The sequence below is a fragment of the Streptococcus mitis genome, from assembly GCF_946188685.1.
GTDB classification, from domain to species: domain Bacteria; phylum Bacillota; class Bacilli; order Lactobacillales; family Streptococcaceae; genus Streptococcus; species Streptococcus mitis_CC.
This window is the reverse complement of record NZ_CAMHWH010000001.1, coordinates 214006-236778: the sequence shown is the minus strand read 5'-3', so window position 1 is coordinate 236778 and position 22773 is coordinate 214006. Positions and strand designations below refer to the sequence as shown.

The 22773-nt window shown below is 40.7% G+C and carries 20 protein-coding genes and 1 pseudogene; 15 read left to right on the top strand and 6 right to left on the bottom strand.

Going from position 1 to position 22773, the window contains the following annotated elements:
* Positions 1-99: 99 nt before the first annotated feature.
* Entirely contained in the window at positions 100-900 is an 801-nt protein-coding gene (locus N8N51_RS01175; protein ID WP_261103386.1) for a hypothetical protein, read from the bottom strand.
* A gap of 123 nt (positions 901-1023) precedes the next feature.
* Positions 1024-2190, bottom strand: coding sequence for a CynX/NimT family MFS transporter (locus N8N51_RS01170; RefSeq protein WP_261103385.1), 1167 nt, complete (start codon positions 2188-2190; stop codon positions 1024-1026).
* Positions 2191-2344: 154 nt separating this feature from the next.
* Here N8N51_RS01170 and N8N51_RS01165 point away from each other — a divergent pair, with 154 nt between their 5' ends.
* Together N8N51_RS01165 and N8N51_RS01160 are read left to right on the top strand one after the other, a co-directional pair.
* Positions 2345-3175, top strand: a complete 831-nt coding sequence (locus N8N51_RS01165) for a glycosyltransferase (protein ID WP_261103384.1) — start codon at positions 2345-2347, stop codon at positions 3173-3175.
* Positions 3176-3260: 85 nt separating this feature from the next.
* The gene (locus N8N51_RS01160; RefSeq protein ID WP_261103383.1) at positions 3261-5111 is read left to right on the top strand and encodes a polysaccharide biosynthesis protein; all 1851 of its coding nucleotides are present in this window, start codon (positions 3261-3263) and stop codon (positions 5109-5111) included.
* 227 nt (positions 5112-5338) lie between these two features.
* Here the strand turns inward: N8N51_RS01160 and N8N51_RS01155 are convergent, their stop codons facing one another.
* The 3 genes from N8N51_RS01155 to sdaAB are packed head-to-tail and all read right to left on the bottom strand — an operon-like array spanning position 5339 to position 7545.
* The gene (locus N8N51_RS01155; protein ID WP_261103382.1) at positions 5339-5971 is read right to left on the bottom strand and encodes an HAD hydrolase-like protein; all 633 of its coding nucleotides are present in this window, start codon (positions 5969-5971) and stop codon (positions 5339-5341) included.
* A 21-nt stretch (positions 5972-5992) separates the two neighbouring features.
* A complete protein-coding gene (gene sdaAA, locus N8N51_RS01150; protein ID WP_000500050.1) occupies positions 5993-6865 on the bottom strand; it encodes an L-serine ammonia-lyase, iron-sulfur-dependent, subunit alpha in 873 nt (290 codons plus the stop codon).
* An 8-nt stretch (positions 6866-6873) separates the two neighbouring features.
* Positions 6874-7545, bottom strand: coding sequence for an L-serine ammonia-lyase, iron-sulfur-dependent subunit beta (gene sdaAB / locus N8N51_RS01145; RefSeq protein ID WP_000838912.1), 672 nt, complete (start codon positions 7543-7545; stop codon positions 6874-6876).
* Between the two features lie 239 nt (positions 7546-7784).
* On the opposite strand from sdaAB, the gene apf reads away from it, so the two are divergent.
* Positions 7785-8435 carry an aggregation-promoting factor gene (apf, locus tag N8N51_RS01140; RefSeq protein WP_000843469.1) on the top strand — a complete coding sequence of 217 codons (651 nt, stop codon included), beginning with the start codon at positions 7785-7787 and terminating at the stop codon, positions 8433-8435.
* Between the two features lie 50 nt (positions 8436-8485).
* Here apf and N8N51_RS01135 read toward each other — a convergent pair whose 3' ends face one another.
* On the bottom strand, positions 8486-9349 hold the full coding sequence (locus N8N51_RS01135; protein WP_045605197.1) for a helix-turn-helix domain-containing protein: 864 nt from the start codon (positions 9347-9349) through the stop codon (positions 8486-8488).
* 321 nt (positions 9350-9670) lie between these two features.
* Between N8N51_RS01135 and N8N51_RS01130 the strand changes: the two genes are divergently transcribed.
* The 12 genes and pseudogenes from N8N51_RS01130 (at position 9671) to mnmG (ending at position 22735) form a co-directional block, all read left to right on the top strand.
* On the top strand, positions 9671-10258 hold the full coding sequence (locus N8N51_RS01130) for a hypothetical protein (RefSeq protein WP_045605195.1): 588 nt from the start codon (positions 9671-9673) through the stop codon (positions 10256-10258).
* A gap of 243 nt (positions 10259-10501) precedes the next feature.
* The gene (locus N8N51_RS01125) at positions 10502-11374 is read left to right on the top strand and encodes a helix-turn-helix domain-containing protein (protein ID WP_049546864.1); all 873 of its coding nucleotides are present in this window, start codon (positions 10502-10504) and stop codon (positions 11372-11374) included.
* A 493-nt stretch (positions 11375-11867) separates the two neighbouring features.
* Positions 11868-12080, top strand: a pseudogene (locus tag N8N51_RS01120) (lactococcin 972 family bacteriocin); the annotation flags it as partial.
* A gap of 54 nt (positions 12081-12134) precedes the next feature.
* Entirely contained in the window at positions 12135-14243 is a 2109-nt protein-coding gene (locus tag N8N51_RS01115; protein WP_049500735.1) for an amino acid ABC transporter permease, read from the top strand.
* Positions 14240-14881, top strand: coding sequence for an ABC transporter ATP-binding protein (locus N8N51_RS01110; protein WP_000571036.1), 642 nt, complete (start codon positions 14240-14242; stop codon positions 14879-14881). Before N8N51_RS01115 ends, N8N51_RS01110 begins: the two co-directional genes overlap by 4 nt.
* Positions 14882-15086: 205 nt before the next feature.
* A complete protein-coding gene (locus N8N51_RS01105) occupies positions 15087-15893 on the top strand; it encodes an ABC transporter substrate-binding protein (RefSeq protein ID WP_001038479.1) in 807 nt (268 codons plus the stop codon).
* Between the two features lie 16 nt (positions 15894-15909).
* On the top strand, positions 15910-17106 hold the full coding sequence (locus N8N51_RS01100; RefSeq protein WP_153208791.1) for an argininosuccinate synthase: 1197 nt from the start codon (positions 15910-15912) through the stop codon (positions 17104-17106).
* Between the two features lie 28 nt (positions 17107-17134).
* Positions 17135-18526 (top strand): argininosuccinate lyase, encoded by a 1392-nt coding sequence (gene argH / locus N8N51_RS01095; RefSeq protein ID WP_227326035.1) that lies wholly within the window; start codon positions 17135-17137, stop codon positions 18524-18526.
* Positions 18527-18674: 148 nt separating this feature from the next.
* Positions 18675-19796 carry a tRNA 2-thiouridine(34) synthase MnmA gene (mnmA, locus tag N8N51_RS01090; protein ID WP_001282954.1) on the top strand — a complete coding sequence of 374 codons (1122 nt, stop codon included), beginning with the start codon at positions 18675-18677 and terminating at the stop codon, positions 19794-19796.
* A gap of 140 nt (positions 19797-19936) precedes the next feature.
* Positions 19937-20392, top strand: a complete 456-nt coding sequence (locus tag N8N51_RS01085) for an NUDIX hydrolase (protein WP_261050660.1) — start codon at positions 19937-19939, stop codon at positions 20390-20392.
* A gap of 8 nt (positions 20393-20400) precedes the next feature.
* The gene (locus N8N51_RS01080) at positions 20401-20832 is read left to right on the top strand and encodes an NUDIX hydrolase (protein WP_049543155.1); all 432 of its coding nucleotides are present in this window, start codon (positions 20401-20403) and stop codon (positions 20830-20832) included.
* Positions 20822-22735, top strand: coding sequence for a tRNA uridine-5-carboxymethylaminomethyl(34) synthesis enzyme MnmG (mnmG, locus tag N8N51_RS01075; RefSeq protein ID WP_261103379.1), 1914 nt, complete (start codon positions 20822-20824; stop codon positions 22733-22735). The genes N8N51_RS01080 and mnmG overlap by 11 nt, the downstream gene beginning before the upstream one ends.
* The last annotated feature ends 38 nt before the right edge of the window (positions 22736-22773 follow it).

The following is a 22773-nucleotide window of genomic DNA, read 5'->3' as shown; positions in this document are numbered from 1 at the left end:
AGAAATTTATATTTTAAAGATAAGTTAGAATCATGATGTATAATCTAGGATATACTTTGAAACAGATTCCTTTCCCATCTAAACCCTTATCTTCCTCATTTATTCCAAATCTTTTATCAATTTATACGTCTCCATAAAACGAAGACCTCGGGATCCCTTAGTCGCTGTGATTTCTTCATAGATATCACCCAAGGTGCAGGCAGGTGCTAAAGTCCACAGAGCATAATCTTCTAATATGACCTTACCAATCTTCTCAAATTTATCTAGTAAAAGCCCCAAATCCTTGTGATTAAACCAGCAGTCAGTATCAATAGCATACTGTCTATTATTCATCTTGCAAGCAATCTCGCTATTCAAAAAATCCGTCATAGTGGGCTTATTCTTTTGTAGCAACCTTGTAAAGGCTAGGTGATATTCTATTTTTCTCGGACTTTGGTCCAGATCTGAAACAAAACCGACTCCGTATTCATTTTCAAATTGAACCACAAGCACATCTCCTACCTTAAAGTACGGCTCCCTCTTTGTTTTTGCCTTTGGAACTTTAAGAGGTTTCGGATTGATACTTTGTAGCTGAATAGCTAGTTTATCAAGTACTTTCTGTCTTTGTTTCAATGCTTTGCTGTCAATTTCAAGCCAGAACTTATCCGCTCCTTTTGCGATGATTTTGAGAGTTTTATTTTTTATGTCTTCTGGTAAATGTCCAATCTTCCACAAGGAGTAGGCAAAGGCTGTCCAATAAATCTCAGTATAAAAATCATCTATACAAAAATTATTTTCATCATTTAAAATATCTTCGATTATCTTAGCAATATTTTCGCCGTTTTTATATCTTCCCACTATGGTGTTATAAATATCGTAAGCATCATCGCTGTCTATAATCTTTACTCCGTCTATTGCCATGGCAACCTCCTGATTATTCTCGGGTAGTTATTTTACAAAGGGCGAGATTCTACAGTTCATCACTATCACCGATATAATTGTTTCAACATTTATTGTTTATATCTGAGAAGTATTTTAGCAAAATTAAAGGATTTTATCAGCTCTGTCCACTGTAAAGAGGGCCGCAGTCATCAGGAGATCGACGAGCAAGAGGGCAGCTACAGCTGGTACCCAAGAGTGGAAAAGGTCAAAACTGTAACCAAAGAGGGTTGGCCCAAAGGCTGCTAGGATATAGCCTCCTGTTTGAGATAAACCAGACAATTGTGCAGTCTTTTCAGGGGCGCTTGTCTTGAGTGAAAAGTTGACCATGAGATAAGGGAAGAGGGCACTGGTTGCGGTTCCGATGAGGAGATGGATGGCAAGCCAGTAAAAGAAATTACCGATTGGGAAAAAGAGCATGGAAATGCCGACAACACCAGCTAGTGAAACCAGAGTGAGCATGAGCTGACGGTTGCGAGTTGACAAGCTGGTTGTCAGGCTTGGGATGGTCATTGAAAAAGGGATGCTAATCAGAGAGAAGATAGATGTCAGCAAGCCAGCTTCGTGACTGGATAGGCCTGCATGGATAGCCATGGTCGGTAACCAGGTCATAGCGGTGTAAAAGAGCAAGGATTGAAAACCTGCAAAGACAATCACTGCCCAGACCTGTTTATTATGCATGACCTTTGCTTTGCTTTTTTGTTTGGTTTGCGGAGCCAGTTTGTGATTATAGCGGTGATTTGGGAGCCATACTAAAAAAGTTGCTAGGCAGAGCAGGGTTAGGAGGATGATAAGTCCTTTCCAAGAACTGGCTTGTGTAATGGGCACAGCCAGATAGGAGGCCAGAGCCGTTGCAATCCCCATAGAGGTTACATATAAGGTGGTCAGAAAACCAATCTTCTTTGGTTGATTGGCTTGGATAAGACTAGGAAGCAGAACATTGATGACTGCGATACTTGCTCCAACCATCAAGGTTCCTAGATAGAGCAGGGGCAGATTGATTAGTCTAATTAGAGAACCGATAGTCAAGAAGAAAAGGCTGTAGGTGAAGAGATGCTCCAAGCCGATTTTCTGAGCCAGTCGGGTAGAAAAGAGTGAGAAGAGGGTAAACATGAGGAGAGGAAGGCTGGTCAGTACACCAAGCGAACTAACTTCTACTCCCAGTCCTTGCGAAATATCTCCCAAAATAATGGGTAAAACAGTAAAAGGAGTTCGCAAGGAAACACCAATTAGTATAATACCTGGAACAAAAAAGAGTGATTGCTTTTTCATATAATACCTCTTCTAGCTGATTTTAATAACAGCTTATTTTAAGGTTTTTTCCTTATAATGTCAAGTAAGGTTTCTGGCTTTCAAGATAAAAATGGGAAAGTCTTGAAAATTATGATAAAATAGTGGAAGGAAATCTATACATTGGAGAAAAACTGTGTCTGAAAAGCAAAAAATCAGCGTATTGATGTCGGTCTATATCAAGGAAAATCCGACATTTTTAAAGGATGCTATTGAGAGTGTTCAAAATCAGACCCTGAAACCGAGCGAATTGGTTCTGGTTGAGGATGGGCCTTTGACACCTGAGCTCTATCAGGTATTAGACCAGCTTGAAGCTGAGTCTGATATTCCAGTGAAACGCTATCCTCTTGAGCAGAATCAAGGTTTGGGTCTGGCTCTTCGACAGGGTGTTTTGCAGTGTCAGTACGATATCATCGCTCGTATGGATACGGATGATATAGCAGTTCCAGATCGTTTTGAGAAACAGGTTCAGCTAATGGAGAAGAAAAACCTTGACCTATTAGGTGGCCATATTGCAGAGTTTATTGACAATCCTGATGAGATTGTTTCTTACCGTCGTGTTCCAACCCAGCATGCAGATATTGTAGCTTATCAAAGGATGAGAAGTGCCTTTAACCACATGACTGTCATGTTCAAGAAGGACATGGTTCTCAAGGCAGGCAACTATGAGGATGGCCTTTATATGGAGGATGACCTCCTCTGGCTCAATATGATTGCTGCAGGAGCTAAGACTGGAAATCTGGATCAAATCTTGTGTAAGGTTCGTGTTGGAGCAGGGATGTTTGAGCGTCGTGGGGGGCTGCGTTACCTCAAACTCTATCGTCAAGCTCGTCAACGGATGCTGAAGCGAGGACAAATTTCTTACCTGGAGTACGCCAAGAGTGTTGCCATTCAGATGGTGGTTGCCCTTTGTCCAGGATTTGTCAGACAGTTTATTTTTATGAAACTGTTACGAAAAAGCAATTAAAAGATTGTAGCAAATCGTAAACTGGATAAAAAGTGTTATAATAACAATATAACTATTCGGCTCTTTTAAGGAGGAGTAAATTTCTATGAATAAAAAACTCACAGATTATGTGATTGATCTGGTGGAAATTTTAAATAAACAACAAAAACAGGTTTTCTGGGGAATATTTGATATTTTGAGTATGGTGGTTTCCATCATTGTATCTTATATTTTATTTTATGGGCTGATTAATCCAGCACCTGTTGACTACATTATCTATACGAGTTTGGCCTTCCTGCTCTATCAATTGATGATTGGATTTTGGGGGTTGAACGCTAGTATTAGTCGTTACAGCAAGATTACGGATTTCATGAAAATCTTTTTTGGTGTGACTGCTAGCAGTATCTTGTCATATAGTATCTGCTATGCCTTCTTGCCACTCTTCTCTATCCGTTTTATCGTGCTCTTTATTTTGTTGAGTACTTTCTTGATTTTATTACCACGGATTACTTGGCAGTTAATCTACTCTAAACGCAAAAAGGGAAGTGGTGATGGAGAACACCGTCGGACTTTCTTGATTGGTGCCGGTGATGGTGGAGCTCTCTTTATGGATAGTTACCAACATCCAACTAGTGAATTAGAACTTGTCGGTATTTTGGATAAGGATGCGAAGAAAAAGGGACAAAAACTTGGTGGAATCCCTGTTTTGGGTTCATATGATGATCTGCCTGAATTAGCCAAACGCCATCAAATCGAGCGTGTCATCGTTGCGATTCCGTCGCTTGACCCGTCAGAATATGAACGTATCTTGCAGATGTGTAATAAGCTGGGTGTCAAATGTTACAAGATGCCTAAGGTTGAAACCGTTGTTCAGGGACTTCACCAAGCAGGTGGAGGATTCCAGAAGATTGATATCACAGACCTTTTGGGCCGTCAGGAAATTCGTCTTGATGAATCGCGTCTGGGCGCAGAACTGACAGGTAAGACAATCTTGGTTACAGGTGCTGGTGGCTCAATCGGTTCTGAAATCTGTCGCCAAGTTAGTCGCTTCAATCCTGAACGCATCGTCTTGCTCGGTCACGGGGAAAATTCAATCTACCTCGTTTATCATGAATTGATTCGTAAGTTCCAAGGAATTGATTATGTACCTGTGATTGCGGACATTCAAGACTATGACCGTCTCTTGCAAGTTTTTGAGCAATACAAGCCAGCTATTGTTTATCATGCGGCAGCCCACAAGCACGTTCCTATGATGGAGCGCAATCCAAAAGAAGCCTTCAAAAACAATATTCGTGGAACTTATAATGTTGCTAAGGCTGTTGATGAAGCTAAAGTACCTAAGATGGTTATGATTTCGACAGATAAGGCGGTTAATCCACCAAATGTTATGGGAGCAACCAAGCGCGTGGCTGAGTTGATTGTCACTGGCTTTAACCAACGTAGCCAATCAACCTACTGTGCAGTTCGTTTTGGGAATGTACTTGGTAGCCGTGGTAGTGTGATTCCAGTCTTTGAACGTCAGATTGCTGAAGGTGGGCCTGTAACGGTGACAGATTTCCGCATGACCCGTTACTTTATGACCATTCCAGAGGCTAGCCGTTTGGTTATCCATGCCGGTGCCTATGCCAAGGATGGAGAAGTCTTTATCCTTGATATGGGCAAACCAGTCAAAATTTATGACTTGGCCAAGAAAATGGTCCTTCTAAGTGGCCACACCGAAAGTGAAATTCCAATCGTTGAAGTTGGAATCCGCCCAGGTGAAAAACTCTACGAAGAACTCTTGGTATCAACCGAACTCGTTGACAATCAGGTTATGGATAAGATTTTCGTTGGTAAGGTTAATGTCATGCCTCTAGAAGCCATCGATCAAAAAATTGAAGAGTTCCAAACTCTCAGTGGAGATGAGTTGAAGCAAGCCATTATCGCCTTTGCTAATCAAACAACCCACGTTGAATAAAAAATATTTACAATCAAAAAACGCATATTATCAGGAATAGAAAAACCTTGGTAATATGCGTTTTGTTATGTGTAAACTTGCTTCATTTTATTCTGATACTCAATAAAAATCAAAGAGCAAACTAGGAGGATAGCCGAAGGTTACTCAAAGCACAGCGTTGAGGTTACAGAGAAAACTAACGTGGTTCGAAGAGTATGAAATTGAGTATTTGCCCAGTCTCCGTTATATTATTGAAAATACTTCAAAACTTCTAAGGGTTTGTGAGCGATATAATCAGGCTGATAGTTTAGTAGATCTGCTTGTTCTCCAAATCCCCAAGTGACGGCCAATTTCTGAATGCCTGTTTCTTGAGCTCCCATCATATCAAACTTGGTATCTCCGATGATGATGGCCTGTTCTGGTGCTAGTTGATGTGTATGTAAGGCTTGGCGAATGACATCTGCCTTATGAGGTGCTTCAGGGCTGGAGCCATAAATGCCATCAAAGAAATGATGGATTCCCAAGTTTTTAGTCATATCTTGAGCGGTAGGGGTATTCTTTGTAGTGGTGATATAAAGAGGATATTTGCTTGATAGCTCCTTAAGCAAGACTACAATCTGAGGAAAGAGTTGAGCTTCATGGATGCCTTTCTCATTATAGTAAGAACGGTATATCTGGACAGCCTCAGAAATTTGGTCTTTGGGAAGGCAGGTCGCAAAACTACTTTCGAGGGGCGGTCCCATAAAACCACGAATAGTTTTGGCATCAGGGCTAGGTACCCCCAACTCCTTAAAGGTATGGGTAAAGGCATTGTGAATCCCTATAGAACTGTCAACGAGGGTTCCATCCAGATCGAAAAAGATAGCTGTGATAGAGGTCATGGTTTCTCCTATTTGATAAGCTTATTCTCCGAAAATTTCTTTTTGGAGACGACGACCAGTTGGTGTGGCAGCGAGTCCACCTTCAGCTGTTTCACGAAAGGCAGTTGGCATGCTTGCTCCTACTTGGTACATGGCATCGATCACTTCATCCACAGGAATTTTAGATTCGATACCTGCCAAGGCCATGTCTGCTGCGATGAAGGCAAAGCTAGCTCCCATGGCATTGCGCTTGACACAGGGAACTTCAACCAAGCCGGCAACAGGGTCACAGATGAGGCCTAGCATATTTTTAATGACAAAGGCAATGGCCTGACTGGCCTGATAAGGTGTTCCACCGGCAGCTAGAGTCAAGGCTGCAGCACTCATAGCAGAGGCCGAACCAACCTCGGCCTGACAACCACCTTCAGCACCTGAGATAGAGGCATTGTTTGCGATGACTAGTCCAAAGGCACCGGCAGCAAAGAGGAAATCCAGCTGTTGCTCGTGGCTGAGGTCTAATTTTTCAATAGCAGCAGTGAGAACGGAAGGCAGACAGCCAGCACTTCCTGCGGTCGGAGTGGCACAAACCAAGCCCATTTTAGCATTGTGTTCATTGACTGCAATGGCATTTCGGGCAGCAGAGAGAATTGTGTAATCTGACAGAGTTTTTCCGTTTTTGATGTAGTGATCCAATTTGGCAGCATCTCCACCTGTCAGGCCACTACGAGATTTATTTTCATTGAGGCCAAGTTGGACAGAGGCTTTCATGACTTCTAGATTGCGTTCCATGAGAAGGAAGACTTCTTCACGTTCGCGACCGGTCAATTCAAACTCTGTTGTAATCATGAGTTCTGCGACATTTCCTTGAAAGTCTAGTTCTGCCTGCTCGACCAATTCTTTGATAGAATAAAACATGCTTCCTCCTATTTAAAGAAATTGACATTGTGAAGATGAGGGATTTTACGAATTTCTTCGATGGCCTCATCACAGTTGCGACTGTCGACTTCGATAATCATAATAGCTTTTTCACCAGCTTTTTCACGAGTAACATTCATCTGAGCGATATTGATACCATAGCGGGAAAGGGCCTCTGTTACGAGGGCAATCATACCTGGAATATCTTGATGAACAATGATGATAGTCGGTGTATTCATATTGAGAGAGACGGCAAAGCCATTGAGTTCAGTTACCTGAATATTTCCTCCCCCGATAGAAATACCAGTCACGCTAATGGTCTTATGAGCATTTTTGACGGTAATTTTAGTGGTGTTTGGGTGAGGGGCATTGCTGTCTTTCTGAATGGTCCAGACAATCTTGATGCCACGCTTGTGGGCAATTTCCAGGCTGTTTGGGATTTCAGGATCATCTGTATCCATGCCCAAAATACCTGCAACAAGGGCTAGGTCTGTTCCGTGACCACGATAGGTCTTGGCAAATGAGTTAAATAGTTGGAATTCGACTTCTGTCGGAGTATCATCAAAAATGGAAGAGACAATCTTCCCAATACGAACAGCACCAGCTGTATGGCTACTAGATGGGCCAATCATAACTGGTCCGATGATATCAAAGACAGATTGAAAACGAAGTGATTTCATCAGTTTCCCCTTATAAAAATTCTTATCTCTATTATATCAAAGAATGAAGGTCTTGGCTTTAATTGTGGATGAAAACCTTTTTACACTACAAATAGCATAAAAAAGCATCTTTTGTAACAAAAAATGGCTTATTTAGAGAAATAAAAAATAATTTTGTAATATTTCTACATAAAAGTGTCAAGAAACGGTAATATTTAAAGGGTATGATAGAACTATAGAAAGAAGGAGAATTTTCAAATATGAAATCAACAACTAAAAAGATTAAAACAACTCTTGCAGGAGTAGCTGCCTTGTTTGCAGTATTTGCTCCATCATTTGTATCTGCTCAAGAATCATCAACTTACACTGTTAAAGAAGGTGATACACTTTCAGAAATCGCTGAAACTCACAACACAACTGTTGAGAAATTGGCAGAAAACAACCACATCGACAACGTTCATTTGATTTATGTTGGTCAAGAGTTGGTTATCGATGGCCCTGTAGCGCCTGCTGCAACACCAGCGCCAGCTACTTATGCGGCACCAGCAGCTCAAGATGAAACTGTTTCAGCTCCAGTAGCAGAAACTACAGAAGTAGTAGAAGAAGCAGCACCAGCTGCAAGCGCTCCTGTAGCAGAAGAAACTGTTGCTGCAGCAGAAACTTCAGCACCAGCTGCAACTGTAAGTGGATCTGAAGCAGAAGCTAAAGAATGGATTGCACAAAAAGAATCAGGTGGTAGCTATACAGCTACAAACGGCCAATACATTGGACGTTACCAATTGACAGATTCATACTTGAACGGTGACTACTCAGCTGAAAACCAAGAACGTGTAGCAGATGCTTACGTTGCAGGACGTTACGGTTCATGGTCAGCTGCTAAAAACTTCTGGCTTAACAACGGCTGGTATTAAGAAATAACGAACAGAATAATTTGAAAAAGTCGAGGAAATCCCTCGACTTTTTATATTTCTTTCGGTTGATAATAGATCTCCACTTCTTTTTTGAGAAAGGCTAGAATGGAAGTTTCATCGGTCAGCTCTAGAAGGGAGAATCCTTTTTGGATAAGTTTGGCATCATCCCTACAAATCCCAATACGGACATAGCAGATAGCAAGCATATCGTAGCTTTTCTTGTTCTTGGCATCCTCTAGTAAAGTATAGCAGATTTGTTGACACATGTTTCTGTCTTGATGATATAAGTAAATGGTGGAAAGGTTGAGTAGGATTGCCATTCGCAAGTCATATAAATGTTGGTAGTTTTTATAGACTTCCAAGCGTTGCAAGATTTTTTCAGTGATGAGATGGAGGTGTTCAATAGGAAAGCTGAAAAGGATGGTATTGAGGATTTTTAGGTCACTTTCATACCATGTATCTTGTTTTTCAATTTTTTCCCAAAGTTTTTTGACAGTTTGTTTCACTTGGTCTGACAGTTTCTCTGTATCATATTGACGGATATGAATGACAACTTCCAGCATATCCCTGATTTCTTCTATAGGCAGGTCGTGATAGGTCTTGAGATAGTTTTGGCATGTTTCAAAAAAATCAACTAGACCACTGCCACCAATGATGGAATTCATATTGAGATAAGTTTGCATGATTTCTGTCCGTTGGCTCGGCTGATAGAGATGGCAGATATAGTCAAACTCTTCAAAACTCATATTAATCTGTCGGAGAAGAAATTCCATGTTTTCATATTTGGGAGTTACCTTACCACTTTCAATCTTTGATAGGCTAGTTCTTGAGAGAACATTTCCACAGACCTCTTCTTGGGTCAATCCTTTTGACTCACGTATTTCTTTATAGACCTTTCCAAAATCATAACGCATGATTTTCTCCTTTTAGTGAAAAAAGTTAACAAATAATAAAATCCTATTAAAAATATTGTATCATAGTAATATAAAAAGTAGAAAATAAAACTAAAATAAGATTGGTATAATTTTAAAATGGGCTTAACAGTACTATGATGTAGCTAGAAAAGGGGGGATAAAATGTTTAAAAATAAGGAACTTTTTCGAGTAGTTATGATATTTGTGATAGGAATTATCCTAATTTTAATGACACCCGTCTTATTTAAAGTTGTGATGGAACTATTTTCAAAATAAATAGGCCTCTGCTTTATGTAGAGTCGTGAATCAGGAGGTTAAGTGATGAACTACAATTTAAAATATCTTTTATCAGGAATATTTGTCCTAGTCTTTATAGGTTTCCTAGTCTGGATGCGTTATGTTAATCAGAGGAAGGAAGAAGAGCATTCGGATGTGTCTTTTGAAGCGAGGTTAGATAGTGAGGTCAAGGCCTTATATAAACAACTAGGATTGGGTGAGGAGCCTCATTATTTCTTAGCCTATCGCTACCTACATCCCTGGTTTAATTTGGCGATTTTACCACCAACAGTTGAAATTTTCTTAACTAAAATAGCGCTGGTGATGGTGACTCCAGATGAACTGCTGATAAGAAATCTTGGGAATGGGATGACTTTCACAAGTGAGCACCATCGCGATTTGCGGCAAGGACTTATCCGCATTCCAAAATCAGAGATGAAAGAATTTGAGATTCGCAACTGGAAAAGAGTTTTTGTATTGGGCGATTTTTTGACAATTAAAACAAGCCAACATAGCTATTATTTGCAGGTCAGAGATGATGGACTTCAAAAGGGAAGTCTTTCCGCCAAACATTTCTCCGACTTGAAACGACAAGATTTTTTAGGATTATTGACAGATAAAAGGACATTCTGATAGACAATTAACCAAAAAACGAATCTTAGGACGTTCAACAATTCAAAAACCACACAGTATTTCTTTCAGCTTGATTGTACTCAAGACTGAAATCACTATGTGATTTTATTTGGAAGCTAGTTTTTCCCAGCCTCTTTTTGCTTACATGTAGGGAAATCTGTTCACTCTTTGTAGCCAATTTGATATAATCTTATCAAAAAAGTAGTATAATGTTTTTATAGAATATAAATAGTGGTGGATAGCATGCATGCATTATTAGCAACAAGATTAAAAAATAAGCGAAAAGAGCTGGGTTGGTCGCAAAAAGAATTGGCAGAAGGAATTTGCCAACAAACTCAGATAAGTCGCATGGAACAAGGCAAATATATGCCAGGAGCAGATTTGTTATATAAATTATCTGAAAAAATGGGCTTAAATATGGACTATTTCTTTTCAGGAGAAATTTCGAAAGAGTTTCTAGGCTTGTCTGCTTTCAAGAGATTGTCTAAAACATTATTGGAAAATCAAGATTACGCCTCTTTGAAATATGCTTTTGAGGGAGAAAGAAAGCAGCAGACTTCTTTATCTTTTGATGAAAAGATTTATCTGGACTGGATAGATGCTATTCTAACCTATCAATGTGAACATCAATTAAAACTAGCTATTTCAAAAATAGAGGACATCCTCAGTAGGATTAGTATTGATAAAGTGGACTACTTATATATTTTGAATACCCTGCTGATTTTCTTAGGCTATGATGAGGATAAGGAGAAATTTGAGCAACTATATGATCAGGTTTCCGTAGCCCTTTCAAAAATCGATACCAGTGTGCGTGAACAAATTGAGTTGTATATCAAAATAAAATACAATTATTGTTACCACCTTTGGAAACAGGAGGAGATGGATAAGTCCAGAGCGCTATTATTGGAGATAATTGAATTTTGTAACAAATATCATAGTAGCTTTAGGTTAGCAGATTTATATTGTTTGTTGGGAAATGTAACAGAAAATCTTGATATCTCTGTTGCTAAGGACTATTATATGAAAGCTAAGGTGCTTTATCTAATTGAAAATAATGAAGTCATGGCACTCAAGGTAGAACAATATCTAATGGATAAGAAGTCAGAGAATGTATAAGGCTGGGAAAAAAGTCTTTAAAATAAAGAAACGCATAATATCAGGTTTTGAAAAAACTGATACTATGCGTTTTATTATGGGGATATTTACTTCATTTTATCCTGAAATTGAGTTTTTGACCATCCTCTTCATACACAAAACATAACTATAATTCTTTTTTAAAAAAATATATGATTTTTTACTTTAATTGCTTGACAGTTTATATATGTTGATTTATAATATAGGTGAAAGAAGGTGGCAAGATGGGAAAATTAAAATTCGAATATTTGAAAGCGCTATCTATATTGCTTATTGTGCTAATTCTACTGAGTAATAGTCGAAGTTTTATTAGTACTACTCTAGTTACTCAAGGTATTGATACAGGAGCGTACTATTCTCCCGGTTAAAAATAAGTTCGTTGTTAAAGAATGAGATAGAAGGAAGGTGAGTCCAATGGACTACGATACTTGTTGATAAATTACTATAGCTGTTTTTACGGAACAGCTCTCGATAAGCAGTATGGGTTGAGGGTGGTCAATGGAACTATGGAGTAGGTTGGACAGGAACTTTTGGATATTCTGATTATTTACATTCTACTCGATCTCATACAGCAACTGTCAAGCATGGAGGTAGAATCTCTAAGGATCGTGAAGATCCCGAGGTTTGGGCTCAAGCTTCCCTTAATAAAATTCCGCCAACAGGATTAGAATATTTCTATGGATTTTAAGTGAAATTTTCCCTCTCCTATTAGGAGAGGGAAAACTTTAGTGGAGGTACTTTTATGAAAAAAATCAGTCATCTTTGTATGTTTCTGCTGTTGCTGTGTACCACTTTTTTTGTTTTTAATGTAAACTACACACGTGAAGCGGTTCGGATTCGGGAAATGGGAAAGACTGTAGATTCTTTGGATTTGTATTTGAAAGATATTAACGAACCTGCAGCGTCTGTTCTTCGATTTTTTGAGGATGTATCAAAGGAGTACAAAGTCTCCATCATCAAAACAGACAGTGGTGATGAGGTAATCAAGTCTGGTGTTTTTGATAAAGATACCTTCCCCTACCAAGAGTTTGGGATTTCTTCTCTTGATTTTACCACAGATGGTGAAGGAGTCTACAGTAATAAAGAAATTTCTAATAAACTTGGTACGATACCGACCTTTCTAAAAGCCAAGCCTATTCAGCTTATAACTTTTCAAACCTATATCAAGGATACATCTCGTAGTTTAAATGGTCGCTATACGATAACTTCTACACAAGAGATGGATAAGGATAGGATTGTACAGAAATGGAGCGATTTTTTCAAGATAGACCAGGCTACCTTGCTAGAGCCTACCTATAAAAGTGCAGTGGAAGTCATAAATCGAGATTTGCTTTTATCTGCCATTGTTTTTGTCTTGGCTATTTTACTTCTTGTGTTAGTAACAGTTTATCAGCCGATGATGGAGATGAAACGAGTGGGGGTTCAAAAGTTACTTGGTTTTCAAAGCGGGGCGATTTTAGCTGGTTTTGTAAAAACTAATTTTTATCTTCTCTTGGGTGGAAGTCTTATCATTGACTTGGGACTATTTTTAGTGCTGGACTACAGACCAAAACTTTTGTTCCCAAGTTTACTCTTATCCCAATTTCTGCTTTTACAGTTGTATTTGTTCATCAGTTGGCTGACCTACCTAATGATTCAGAAAATGACAGTCAGCTCCATGTTGAAAGGTTTTTCATCTATCAAACTTGGTCTCATCTTCAATTATGTGATGAAAATAGGGACAACTATTTTATTGACGGTTTTACTGATTGGGGTAGGCAGAAGTCTAGAACAAGAAAACAAAGAACTTGCTTATCAGCAACAGTGGGTAAGCCAAGGGAATTACCTGACCTTAGAAACCTTCAAACTTAATGATAACCTGTGGCAGGAAGAGCTAGCAGGTTCAGGGAAATCTACAGATTATTTCTACCAATTTTATCAAGATTTGCTAGCAAAAATACAAGTAAATTATGTGCGAAGTGCGAGTCTTCCTATCAAACCAGTCATCAAAGCTGAACAAGTACAGCAGTACCAACTGCCTGATAAGGTAGATGTTTACTATGCAAACCGTCAATTTTTAGAAAGTCAGGGCTTTAAGCTACCTGATATCGGCACTAAAAAGGTGATCTTGTTGCCAGCCAGTGATAAAGGACAAGAAGGCAAGAATCAGTTCTTGGGAAAATCCATCGCCTATCTTTCTATGAGGTATGAAGATCAGCAAAAGCAAACAATAGAAGATATGGATGTAGAAATTGCCTACTATGAAAGAGATTGGTCTTTCTTCCCTTATAACAATGAGCGAAAGGAAAATCTCCACAATCCAATCATTAGTCTAGTAAATGATCAAGACATGATGTGGGAAGAAAAGACTCGTTTGTCAACGACAGGTTTAAATAACCCGATGAAAGTTGAAAATACAGAACAAAATCAAAAAGTGATTACGGAGTTAGTTGAGAAATTATCAGATGGGAATTATTTAAAATTTTCATCGATTCAAGCCATTCAACAAGAGAAAGTAGATTCTTATCGAGATGCAGTTCGAAATCTTAATATACTCTTTGCTTTGTTTGGTCTCCTTAGCATGATGATTTCCTACTTCTTACTAGTAACAACTTTCTTGTTGAAGCGCAGGGATATCATTACCAAGAAGTTTATGGGGTGGAAACTGGTCGATCGCTACCGTCCTCTCCTCGTTCTACTTTTGTTGGGCTATAGTCTCCCTCTTCTAGTATTGATTTTCTTTGCCCATGCGCTCTTGCCACTCCTGCTGTTTGCAGGCTTTACATGTCTGGATATACTATTTGTGTTAGTCTTGGCTTCTAGGATGGAGAAAAGAAGTCTAGTAGAGTTATTGAAAGGGGGCATCTTATGATTGAGTTGGAAAATATTACCAAAACCATTGGAGGAAAAGTGATTTTGGATCACTTATCTCTCAGGATTGATCAGGGAGATTTGGTTGCCATCGTTGGAAAAAGTGGTAGTGGTAAGTCGACCTTGTTAAATTTATTAGGTTTGATAGATGGTGATTATAGCGGACGGTATGAGATTTTTGGTCAGACAAATCTAGCGGTCAATTCTGCCAAGTCGCAAACAATAATCCGTGAACATATCTCTTATCTGTTTCAAAATTTTGCCCTGATTGATGATGAAACGGTCGAGTACAATCTCATGCTGGCGCTGAAATATGTGAAATTGTCCAAGAAAGACAAGCTCAAAAAGGTGGAAGAGATTTTAGAGAGAGTAGGTTTGTCAGCTACGTTGCATCAAAAGGTCTCCGAGTTGTCTGGTGGCGAACAACAACGAATTGCAGTTGCTAGAGCCATCTTAAAACCCAGCCAGCTGATTTTAGCCGATGAACCAACAGGTTCTCTGGACCCTGAAAATAGAGATTTGGTCTTGAAGTTTCTCTTAGAGATGAATCGCGAGGGGAAAACAGTCATTATTGTGACCCACGATGCTTATGTAGCCCAACAATGTCATCGGATCATTGAATTGGGCGAGGGGAAATGAGTCCGTTTAGCTCCTTTTGACTGACTGAATACTCATATTTCCAGAGAGAAATAGCATAAATACGCCTAGGAATGACATTTTTATGTAGTATTTCTAGGTTTTTTTGTTTCAAATTGAAAAATTTTTCAATTTCGACTTGACAAATGATGAGGATAAGAGTATTATTTATACAACCAAAAGGAATAAACATAAAGGAGGCTTTGTTATGAATAAGATGAAGAAGGTGTTGATGACGATGTTTGGTTTAGTGATGCTCCCCCTACTATTTGCTTGTAGTAACAATCAATCGGCTGGAATTGAAGCCATCAAGTCCAAAGGAAAATTGGTTGTAGCCCTCAATCCAGATTTTGCTCCATTTGAATACCAAAAAGTGGTTGATGGGAAAAATCAGATTGTGGGTTCAGACATCGAATTAGCCAAGGCTATCGCAACAGAACTAGGTGTCGAATTGGAACTATCACCCATGAGTTTTGACAATGTACTGGCTAGTGTTCAATCAGGAAAAGCCGATCTTGCCATATCTGGTGTTTCTAAGACAGATGAACGAAGCAAGGTGTTCGATTTTTCAACTCCCTACTATACTTCAAAAAATAAGCTCATTGTCAAAAAATCTGATTTAGCCACTTATCAGTCTGTCAAAGACTTAGCGCAGAAAAAGGTCGGAGCGCAGAAAGGTTCGATTCAAGAGACGATGGCGAAAGACTTGCTACAAAATTCATCCCTCGTATCTCTGCCTAAAAATGGGAATTTAATTACAGATTTAAAATCAGGGCAAGTGGATGCCGTTATCTTTGAAGAACCTGTTGCCAAGGGATTTGTGGAAAATAATCCTGATTTAGCAATCGCAGACCTCAATTTTGAAAAAGAGCAAGATGATTCTTATGCGGTCGCCATGAAAAAAGATAGCAAGGAATTGAAAGAGGCGGTCGATAAAACCATTCAAAAGTTGAAGGAGTCTGGGGAATTAGACAAACTCATTGAGGATGCCTTTAAAGCGTCCATTGAAAAATAGAAAGAAGGAAAAGAACATGAGTAAAGAAAAAGTAATTTTGGCCTATTCTGGCGGTTTGGACACATCAGTTGCTATTACCTGGCTAAAGAAAGACTATGAAGTTGTTGCAGTTTGTATGGATGTGGGTGAAGGGAAAGACTTGGATTTCATCCATGATAAGGCTCTTAAGGTTGGGGCAGTCGAATCTTATGTCATTGATGTTAAGGACGAATTTGCTACAGATTATGTGCTAGTGGCTCTTCAGTCACATGCCTATTATGAACAAAAGTACCCCTTGGTATCTGCCTTGAGCCGCCCTCTTATTTCTAAAAAATTGGTTGAAATAGCGCATCAGACAGGAGCTACTACAATTGCTCATGGTTGTACAGGTAAGGGGAATGACCAAGTACGTTTTGAAGTATCGATTGCAGCCTTGGATCCCAATTTAAAAGTGATTGCGCCAGTTCGTGAATGGAAATGGTCTCGGGAGGAAGAAATTCATTATGCGAAGGAAAATGGGGTACCTGTTCCTGCTGACCTTGACAATCCCTACTCTGTCGACCAAAATCTTTGGGGACGTGCCAATGAGTGTGGTATTTTGGAAAATCCATGGAATCAGGCTCCAGAAGAAGCCTTTGGCATCACAACTTCTCCAGAGCAAGCTCCAGATATGCCAGAATACATTGATATTGAGTTTAGTGAAGGTGTTCCAGTTTCCCTTAATGGAGAAGGGTTAAAATTGGCAGATTTGATTCAAAAACTCAATGAAATAGCTGGAAAGCATGGGGTCGGACGGATTGACCACGTGGAAAATCGTTTGGTTGGGATTAAATCAAGAGAAATCTATGAATGCCCAGGGGCAGTGACTCTACTGACAGCTCATAAGGAAATTGAGGACTTGACGCTTGTGAGAGAAGTGGCTCATTTTAAACCAATTATAGAAAATGAATTATCAAATCTCATTTATAATGCTTTGTGGTTTAGTCCGGCTACACAAGCCTTGATTGCTTATATTAAAGAGACTCAAAAAGTTGTCAATGGGACTGCAAAAGTCAAACTCTATAAGGGAAGCGCTCAGGTCGTAGCTCGGAAATCACCAAATTCTCTTTACGATGAAAATTTGGCGACTTATACCAGTGCGGATACCTTTGACCAAGATGCGGCTGTTGGCTTTATTAAGTTGTGGGGACTTCCAACCAAGGTTCATTCTGAGGTTCAAAAAAGCGCCAAATAGGGCGATTGGCTAGAGAGGTGGATGTGATATGGCTAAGAATACAAAATTATGGGGTGGTCGCTTTGAAGGTACTGTCGAAGACTGGGTAGAGCGCTTTGGTGCGAGTATATCTTTTGACCAGAAATTAGCTAAATTTGATGTGATTGGTTCTTTAGCCCACGTTCAGATGTTGGGTCAGACGGGCATTTTGAGTTTGAAGGAGTCAGAAAAGATTCAAGAAGGCTTGAAAGAGCTCCTAGAAGAGCTAGAGGCAGGCCAACTTGACTTTGATATCGCAAACGAAGATATTCATATGAATATGGAAGTGTTGCTGACAGAAAAAATTGGTCCTCTTGCAGGGAAACTACATACAGCTCGTTCTCGAAATGACCAAGTTGCGACAGATATGCACTTGTATCTCAAGGAGCAACTAGGCCATGTCCTAGATAAACTGGCTCATCTCAAGGGTGTTTTATTAGATTTGGCGGAAAATCATGTGGAGACGATTATGCCGGGCTATACCCATCTGCAACATGCCCAGCCTATTAGTTTTGCCCACCACCTGATGGCTTACTACAATATGTTTCAAAGAGACAGTGAACGCTTTGAATTTAACCAGAAGCATACAGATCTATGCCCTCTAGGTGCGGCAGCTTTAGCAGGAACGACTTTCCCCATTGATCGCCAATTGTCTAGCGATTTGCTGGAGTTTAAGCAACCTTATACAAATTCTTTGGATGCTGTTAGTGACCGCGATTTTATCTTAGAATTTCTGTCAAATGCCAGCATACTCATGATGCATATGAGCCGTTTTTGCGAAGAAATGATCAATTGGTGTAGCTTTGAGTACCAATTCATTACCTTGTCAGATACGTTTACAACAGGTTCCTCTATTATGCCCCAAAAGAAAAATCCAGATATGGCTGAGTTGATTCGAGGAAAGACTGGTAGAGTTTATGGGAATCTGTTTGGACTGTTGACAGTCATGAAGTCCTTGCCCTTAGCTTATAATAAGGATTTGCAAGAGGATAAGGAAGGAATGTTTGATACGGTCGAAACGATTTTAAATTCCCTCGATGTATTGGCAGGTATGTTATCTAGCTTGCAGGTAAACAAGGAAAAAATGCAAGAGTCTACAGAGAAGGACTTTTCAAATGCGACTGAGTTGGCAGATTATTTGGCAGGGAAAGGCTTGCCATTTAGAGAAGCTCATGAGGTTGTGGGAAGATTAGTGCTAGACTCTATCAAGTCTGCTAAAAATATTCAAGATTGGACTTTGGAGGAATTACAAACCTATCATTCCCTCATTGCAGAGGATATTTATGTCTACTTGCAACCTAAAACTGCTGTTCAAAGACGAAATTCCTTGGGAGGTACAGGATTTGACCAAGTGAGATACCAGATTGCAGTTGCTAAGAAAGCGAATGAAGCTAGAAAGTGATAGATTGATAAGAGGTTGGTCGATTGACAGCCTCTTTCTTGTCTTCTCCAACCAAGCGTGTTATAATGAATACTGCTCAAGCGACCTTCAATCGTTGAAGCACACACGACCTTCAATCGTGAATAAACGAATAGATGGGAGACTTACCATGAGTGATAACTCTAAAACACGTGTTGTCGTGGGGATGAGTGGTGGTGTTGATTCGTCGGTGACGGCTCTTTTGCTCAAGGAGCAGGGCTACGATGTGATCGGTATCTTCATGAAGAACTGGGACGACACAGATGAAAACGGCGTCTGTACGGCGACCGAAGATTACAAGGATGTGGCTGCGGTGGCAGACCAGATTGGCATTCCCTACTACTCTGTCAATTTTGAAAAAGAGTACTGGGACCGCGTTTTTGAGTATTTCCTAGCGGAATACCGTGCAGGACGCACGCCAAATCCAGATGTTATGTGCAACAAGGAAATCAAGTTTAAGGCCTTTTTGGACTATGCCATGACCTTGGGGGCAGACTATGTAGCGACTGGGCACTATGCCCGAGTGGCGCGTGATGAGGACGGGACAGTTCACATGCTTCGTGGCGTGGACAATGGCAAGGACCAGACCTATTTCCTCAGCCAACTTTCGCAAGAACAACTTCAAAAAACCATGTTCCCACTGGGGCATTTGGAAAAGCCTGAAGTTCGCAGACTAGCAGAAGAAGCAGGTCTTGCGACTGCTAAGAAGAAAGACTCGACAGGGATTTGTTTTATCGGAGAAAAGAACTTTAAAAACTTTCTCAGCAACTACCTGCCAGCTCAGCCAGGTCGCATGATGACTGTAGATGGTCGCGATATGGGCGAGCATGCAGGCCTTATGTATTATACAATTGGTCAGCGTGGCGGCCTCGGTATCGGTGGGCAACACGGCGGTGACAATGCACCTTGGTTCGTTGTCGGAAAAGACCTGAGCAAGAATATCCTCTATGTCGGCCAAGGTTTCTACCATGATTCGCTCATGTCAACCAGTCTAGAAGCCAGTCAGGTTCACTTTACTCGTGAGATGCCAGAGGAATTTACGCTAGAATGCACAGCAAAATTCCGCTACCGTCAGCCTGATTCTAAGGTGACAGTACATGTCAAAGGAGATAAGGCAGAGGTTATCTTTGCAGAACCGCAACGCGCGATTACACCAGGACAGGCAGTTGTCTTTTACGACGGGGAAGAGTGTCTAGGTGGTGGTTTGATTGACAATGCTTACCGCGATGGACAAGTTTGTCAGTACATTTAGATTGACAAATTTTCTCAATTTGCTACAATAATAAAAGCAATAGAAATGATGGTCAAAGCTCATGGATGTTGCAGGCTTTTTTGTCCTGCACTTCTTTGGAGTTTTGACTGTTTTTGTGTCGTTTAGAGGAAAGGACAAGAATGATTCAACAAGACTTTCGGACAAAAACAGGAAATACAGTTTTTGGAGTTCGGGCGACAGCCTTGATTGTCCAAAATCGCAAGCTCCTAGTCACCAAAGATAAGGGCAAGTATTACACTATTGGCGGTGCGATTCAAGTCAATGAAAGAACGGAGGACGCGGTAGTTCGTGAAGTGAGGGAAGAACTGGGTGTCAAAGTTCAAGCTGGGCAACTAGCTTTTGTTGTTGAAAATCGTTTTGAAGAAGATGGTGTCTATTGGCACAACATCGAGTTTCATTATCTGGTGGACTTGCTTGAGGATGCCCCATTGACCATGCAGGAAGATGAGAAAAGGCAGCCTTGTGAGTGGATTGATTTGGATCAGCTTAAGGGTATCAATCTAGTTCCAGCCTTTTTGAAAACAGCCCTGCCAGATTGGGACGGCCAACTAAGACACATCCATCTTGAGGAATAGGAGAGAAAATAATGGTTAAGCTTATTGCCCATGTACTTGTTCATAGTGGTGATGATTATTTGCTCATTCAGCGTTCGGAAATTAAAAGAGGACAACCCAATGTTTATCCAACTTACTGGGATATTCCTGGTGGCGGGGTTGAAAAGGGTGAAATTCCGCGAGATGGAGCTCTTAGAGAATGTATTGAAGAAGCGGGAGTTAGGCTAGATAGCAGTTTGCTCAAACTTCTTCACGAAGATAGTCAACTGGATACCTCTAAGGATACTGTCTTTACTCGCTTAGTTTATAAAGCAGAGTGGGTTGGGGAGAAGCCAATTATCAGATTAGATCCTGAAGAGCATACGCACTTTAAATGGGTTACTATGGCTCAAGCTCTAGAGGAGGAGAAGTTAGTTCCTTATTTACGAGAAATTTTTGAAAGGTTAAGAAATGACATATAATTTTACTGAAGAATACGATATTATTGTAATCGGTGCGGGACACGCTGGGGTCGAGGCTTCCTTAGCTGCTAGCCGTATGGGCTGTAAGGTCTTGCTTGCGACTATCAACATTGAAATGCTGGCTTTCATGCCTTGTAACCCTTCGATCGGTGGTTCTGCCAAGGGGATTGTCGTGCGTGAAGTTGATGCCCTAGGTGGCGAGATGGCCAAAACCATTGACAAGACTTACATCCAGATGAAGATGCTCAACACAGGTAAGGGGCCAGCTGTCCGTGCCCTTCGTGCGCAAGCTGACAAAGAGCTTTACTCTAAGGAAATGCGCAAGACAGTTGAAAATCAAGAAAATCTGACCCTTCGTCAAACCATGATTGATAAGATTTTGGTGGAAGATGGCAAGGTTGTCGGTGTGCGTACAGCAACCCATCAAGAGTATGCTGCTAAGGCTGTTATCGTGACCACAGGGACTGCCCTCCGTGGGGAAATTATCATCGGAGACCTCAAGTACTCATCAGGTCCTAACCACAGCTTGGCTTCTATTAACCTTGCTGACAATCTCAAGGAATTGGGCCTCGAAATTGGTCGTTTCAAGACAGGAACCCCTCCACGTGTCAAGGCTTCTTCTATCAACTACGATGTGACCGAGATTCAGCCAGGGGACGAAGCACCTAATCACTTCTCATATACCTCACGTGATGAGGATTATGTCAAGGACCAAGTACCGTGCTGGTTGACCTATACCAATGGTACCAGCCATGAGATTATCCAAAACAACCTCCACCGTGCGCCTATGTTTACAGGTGTGGTTAAGGGAGTGGGACCTCGTTACTGTCCGTCGATTGAAGACAAGATTGTGCGCTTTGCGGACAAGGAACGCCACCAACTCTTCCTAGAGCCAGAAGGGCGCAATACTGAGGAAGTCTATGTTCAAGGACTTTCAACCAGTCTGCCTGAGGATGTCCAGCGTGACTTGGTTCATTCCATCAAAGGTTTGGAAAATGCAGAGATGATGCGGACAGGTTATGCCATTGAGTATGATATGGTCTTGCCTCATCAGTTGCGTGCGACTCTGGAAACCAAGAAAATCTCCGGACTTTTCACTGCTGGTCAGACAAATGGAACATCAGGTTATGAAGAAGCTGCTGGCCAAGGGATTATCGCGGGTATCAATGCGGCTTTGAAAGTCCAAGGCAAGCCTGAATTGATTTTGAAGCGCAGTGACGGTTATATCGGGGTCATGATTGATGACTTGGTGACCAAGGGAACCATTGAACCCTACCGTCTATTGACCAGTCGTGCTGAATACCGTCTCATTCTCCGTCATGACAATGCCGATATGCGTTTGACAGAGATGGGCCGTGAGATTGGTCTTGTGGATGATGAACGCTGGGCTCGCTTTGAAATCAAGAAAAATCAATTTGAAAATGAGATGAAACGCCTAGACAGCATCAAACTCAAGCCAGTCAAGGAAACCAATGCCAAGGTTGAGGAGATGGGCTTTAAACCGTTGACAGATGCAGTGACAGCCAAGGAATTCCTTCGCCGTCCAGAAGTTTCTTACCAAGATGTGGTAGCCTTCATCGGACCAGCTGCTGAGGACTTGGATGACAAGATTATCGAATTGATTGAAACAGAAATCAAGTACGAAGGCTATATTTCCAAAGCTATGGACCAGGTTGCCAAGATGAAACGCATGGAAGAAAAACGTATTCCAGCCAATATCGACTGGGATGACATTGATTCTATCGCGACAGAAGCTCGTCAGAAGTTCAAACTCATCAATCCAGAAACCATCGGCCAAGCCAGCCGTATTTCGGGAGTAAACCCAGCAGATATTTCTATTTTGATGGTGTATTTGGAAGGTAAAAATCGTAGTATTTCTAAAACTCTTCAAAAATCAAAATAATACGTCGTCGGCTTCGGCTCACCTAACTCAAGTTATGC

What these genes read in the sequence shown, in the direction of transcription:
- N8N51_RS01175 (WP_261103386.1), bottom strand. Translation starts at nt 900, where the DNA reads ATGGCAATAGACGGAGTAAAGATTATAGACAGCGATGATGCTTACGAT.
- N8N51_RS01170 (WP_261103385.1), bottom strand. Translation starts at nt 2,190, where the DNA reads ATGAAAAAGCAATCACTCTTTTTTGTTCCAGGTATTATACTAATTGGT.
- N8N51_RS01160 (WP_261103383.1), top strand. Translation starts at nt 3,261, where the DNA reads ATGAATAAAAAACTCACAGATTATGTGATTGATCTGGTGGAAATTTTA.
- N8N51_RS01155 (WP_261103382.1), bottom strand. Translation starts at nt 5,971, where the DNA reads ATGACCTCTATCACAGCTATCTTTTTCGATCTGGATGGAACCCTCGTT.
- sdaAA (WP_000500050.1), bottom strand. Translation starts at nt 6,865, where the DNA reads ATGTTTTATTCTATCAAAGAATTGGTCGAGCAGGCAGAACTAGACTTT.
- sdaAB (WP_000838912.1), bottom strand. Translation starts at nt 7,545, where the DNA reads ATGAAATCACTTCGTTTTCAATCTGTCTTTGATATCATCGGACCAGTT.
- apf (WP_000843469.1), top strand. Translation starts at nt 7,785, where the DNA reads ATGAAATCAACAACTAAAAAGATTAAAACAACTCTTGCAGGAGTAGCT.
- N8N51_RS01135 (WP_045605197.1), bottom strand. Translation starts at nt 9,349, where the DNA reads ATGCGTTATGATTTTGGAAAGGTCTATAAAGAAATACGTGAGTCAAAA.
- N8N51_RS01130 (WP_045605195.1), top strand. Translation starts at nt 9,671, where the DNA reads ATGAACTACAATTTAAAATATCTTTTATCAGGAATATTTGTCCTAGTC.
- N8N51_RS01125 (WP_049546864.1), top strand. Translation starts at nt 10,502, where the DNA reads ATGCATGCATTATTAGCAACAAGATTAAAAAATAAGCGAAAAGAGCTG.
- N8N51_RS01115 (WP_049500735.1), top strand. Translation starts at nt 12,135, where the DNA reads ATGAAAAAAATCAGTCATCTTTGTATGTTTCTGCTGTTGCTGTGTACC.
- N8N51_RS01110 (WP_000571036.1), top strand. Translation starts at nt 14,240, where the DNA reads ATGATTGAGTTGGAAAATATTACCAAAACCATTGGAGGAAAAGTGATT.
- N8N51_RS01105 (WP_001038479.1), top strand. Translation starts at nt 15,087, where the DNA reads ATGAATAAGATGAAGAAGGTGTTGATGACGATGTTTGGTTTAGTGATG.
- N8N51_RS01100 (WP_153208791.1), top strand. Translation starts at nt 15,910, where the DNA reads ATGAGTAAAGAAAAAGTAATTTTGGCCTATTCTGGCGGTTTGGACACA.
- argH (WP_227326035.1), top strand. Translation starts at nt 17,135, where the DNA reads ATGGCTAAGAATACAAAATTATGGGGTGGTCGCTTTGAAGGTACTGTC.
- mnmA (WP_001282954.1), top strand. Translation starts at nt 18,675, where the DNA reads ATGAGTGATAACTCTAAAACACGTGTTGTCGTGGGGATGAGTGGTGGT.
- N8N51_RS01085 (WP_261050660.1), top strand. Translation starts at nt 19,937, where the DNA reads ATGATTCAACAAGACTTTCGGACAAAAACAGGAAATACAGTTTTTGGA.
- mnmG (WP_261103379.1), top strand. Translation starts at nt 20,822, where the DNA reads ATGACATATAATTTTACTGAAGAATACGATATTATTGTAATCGGTGCG.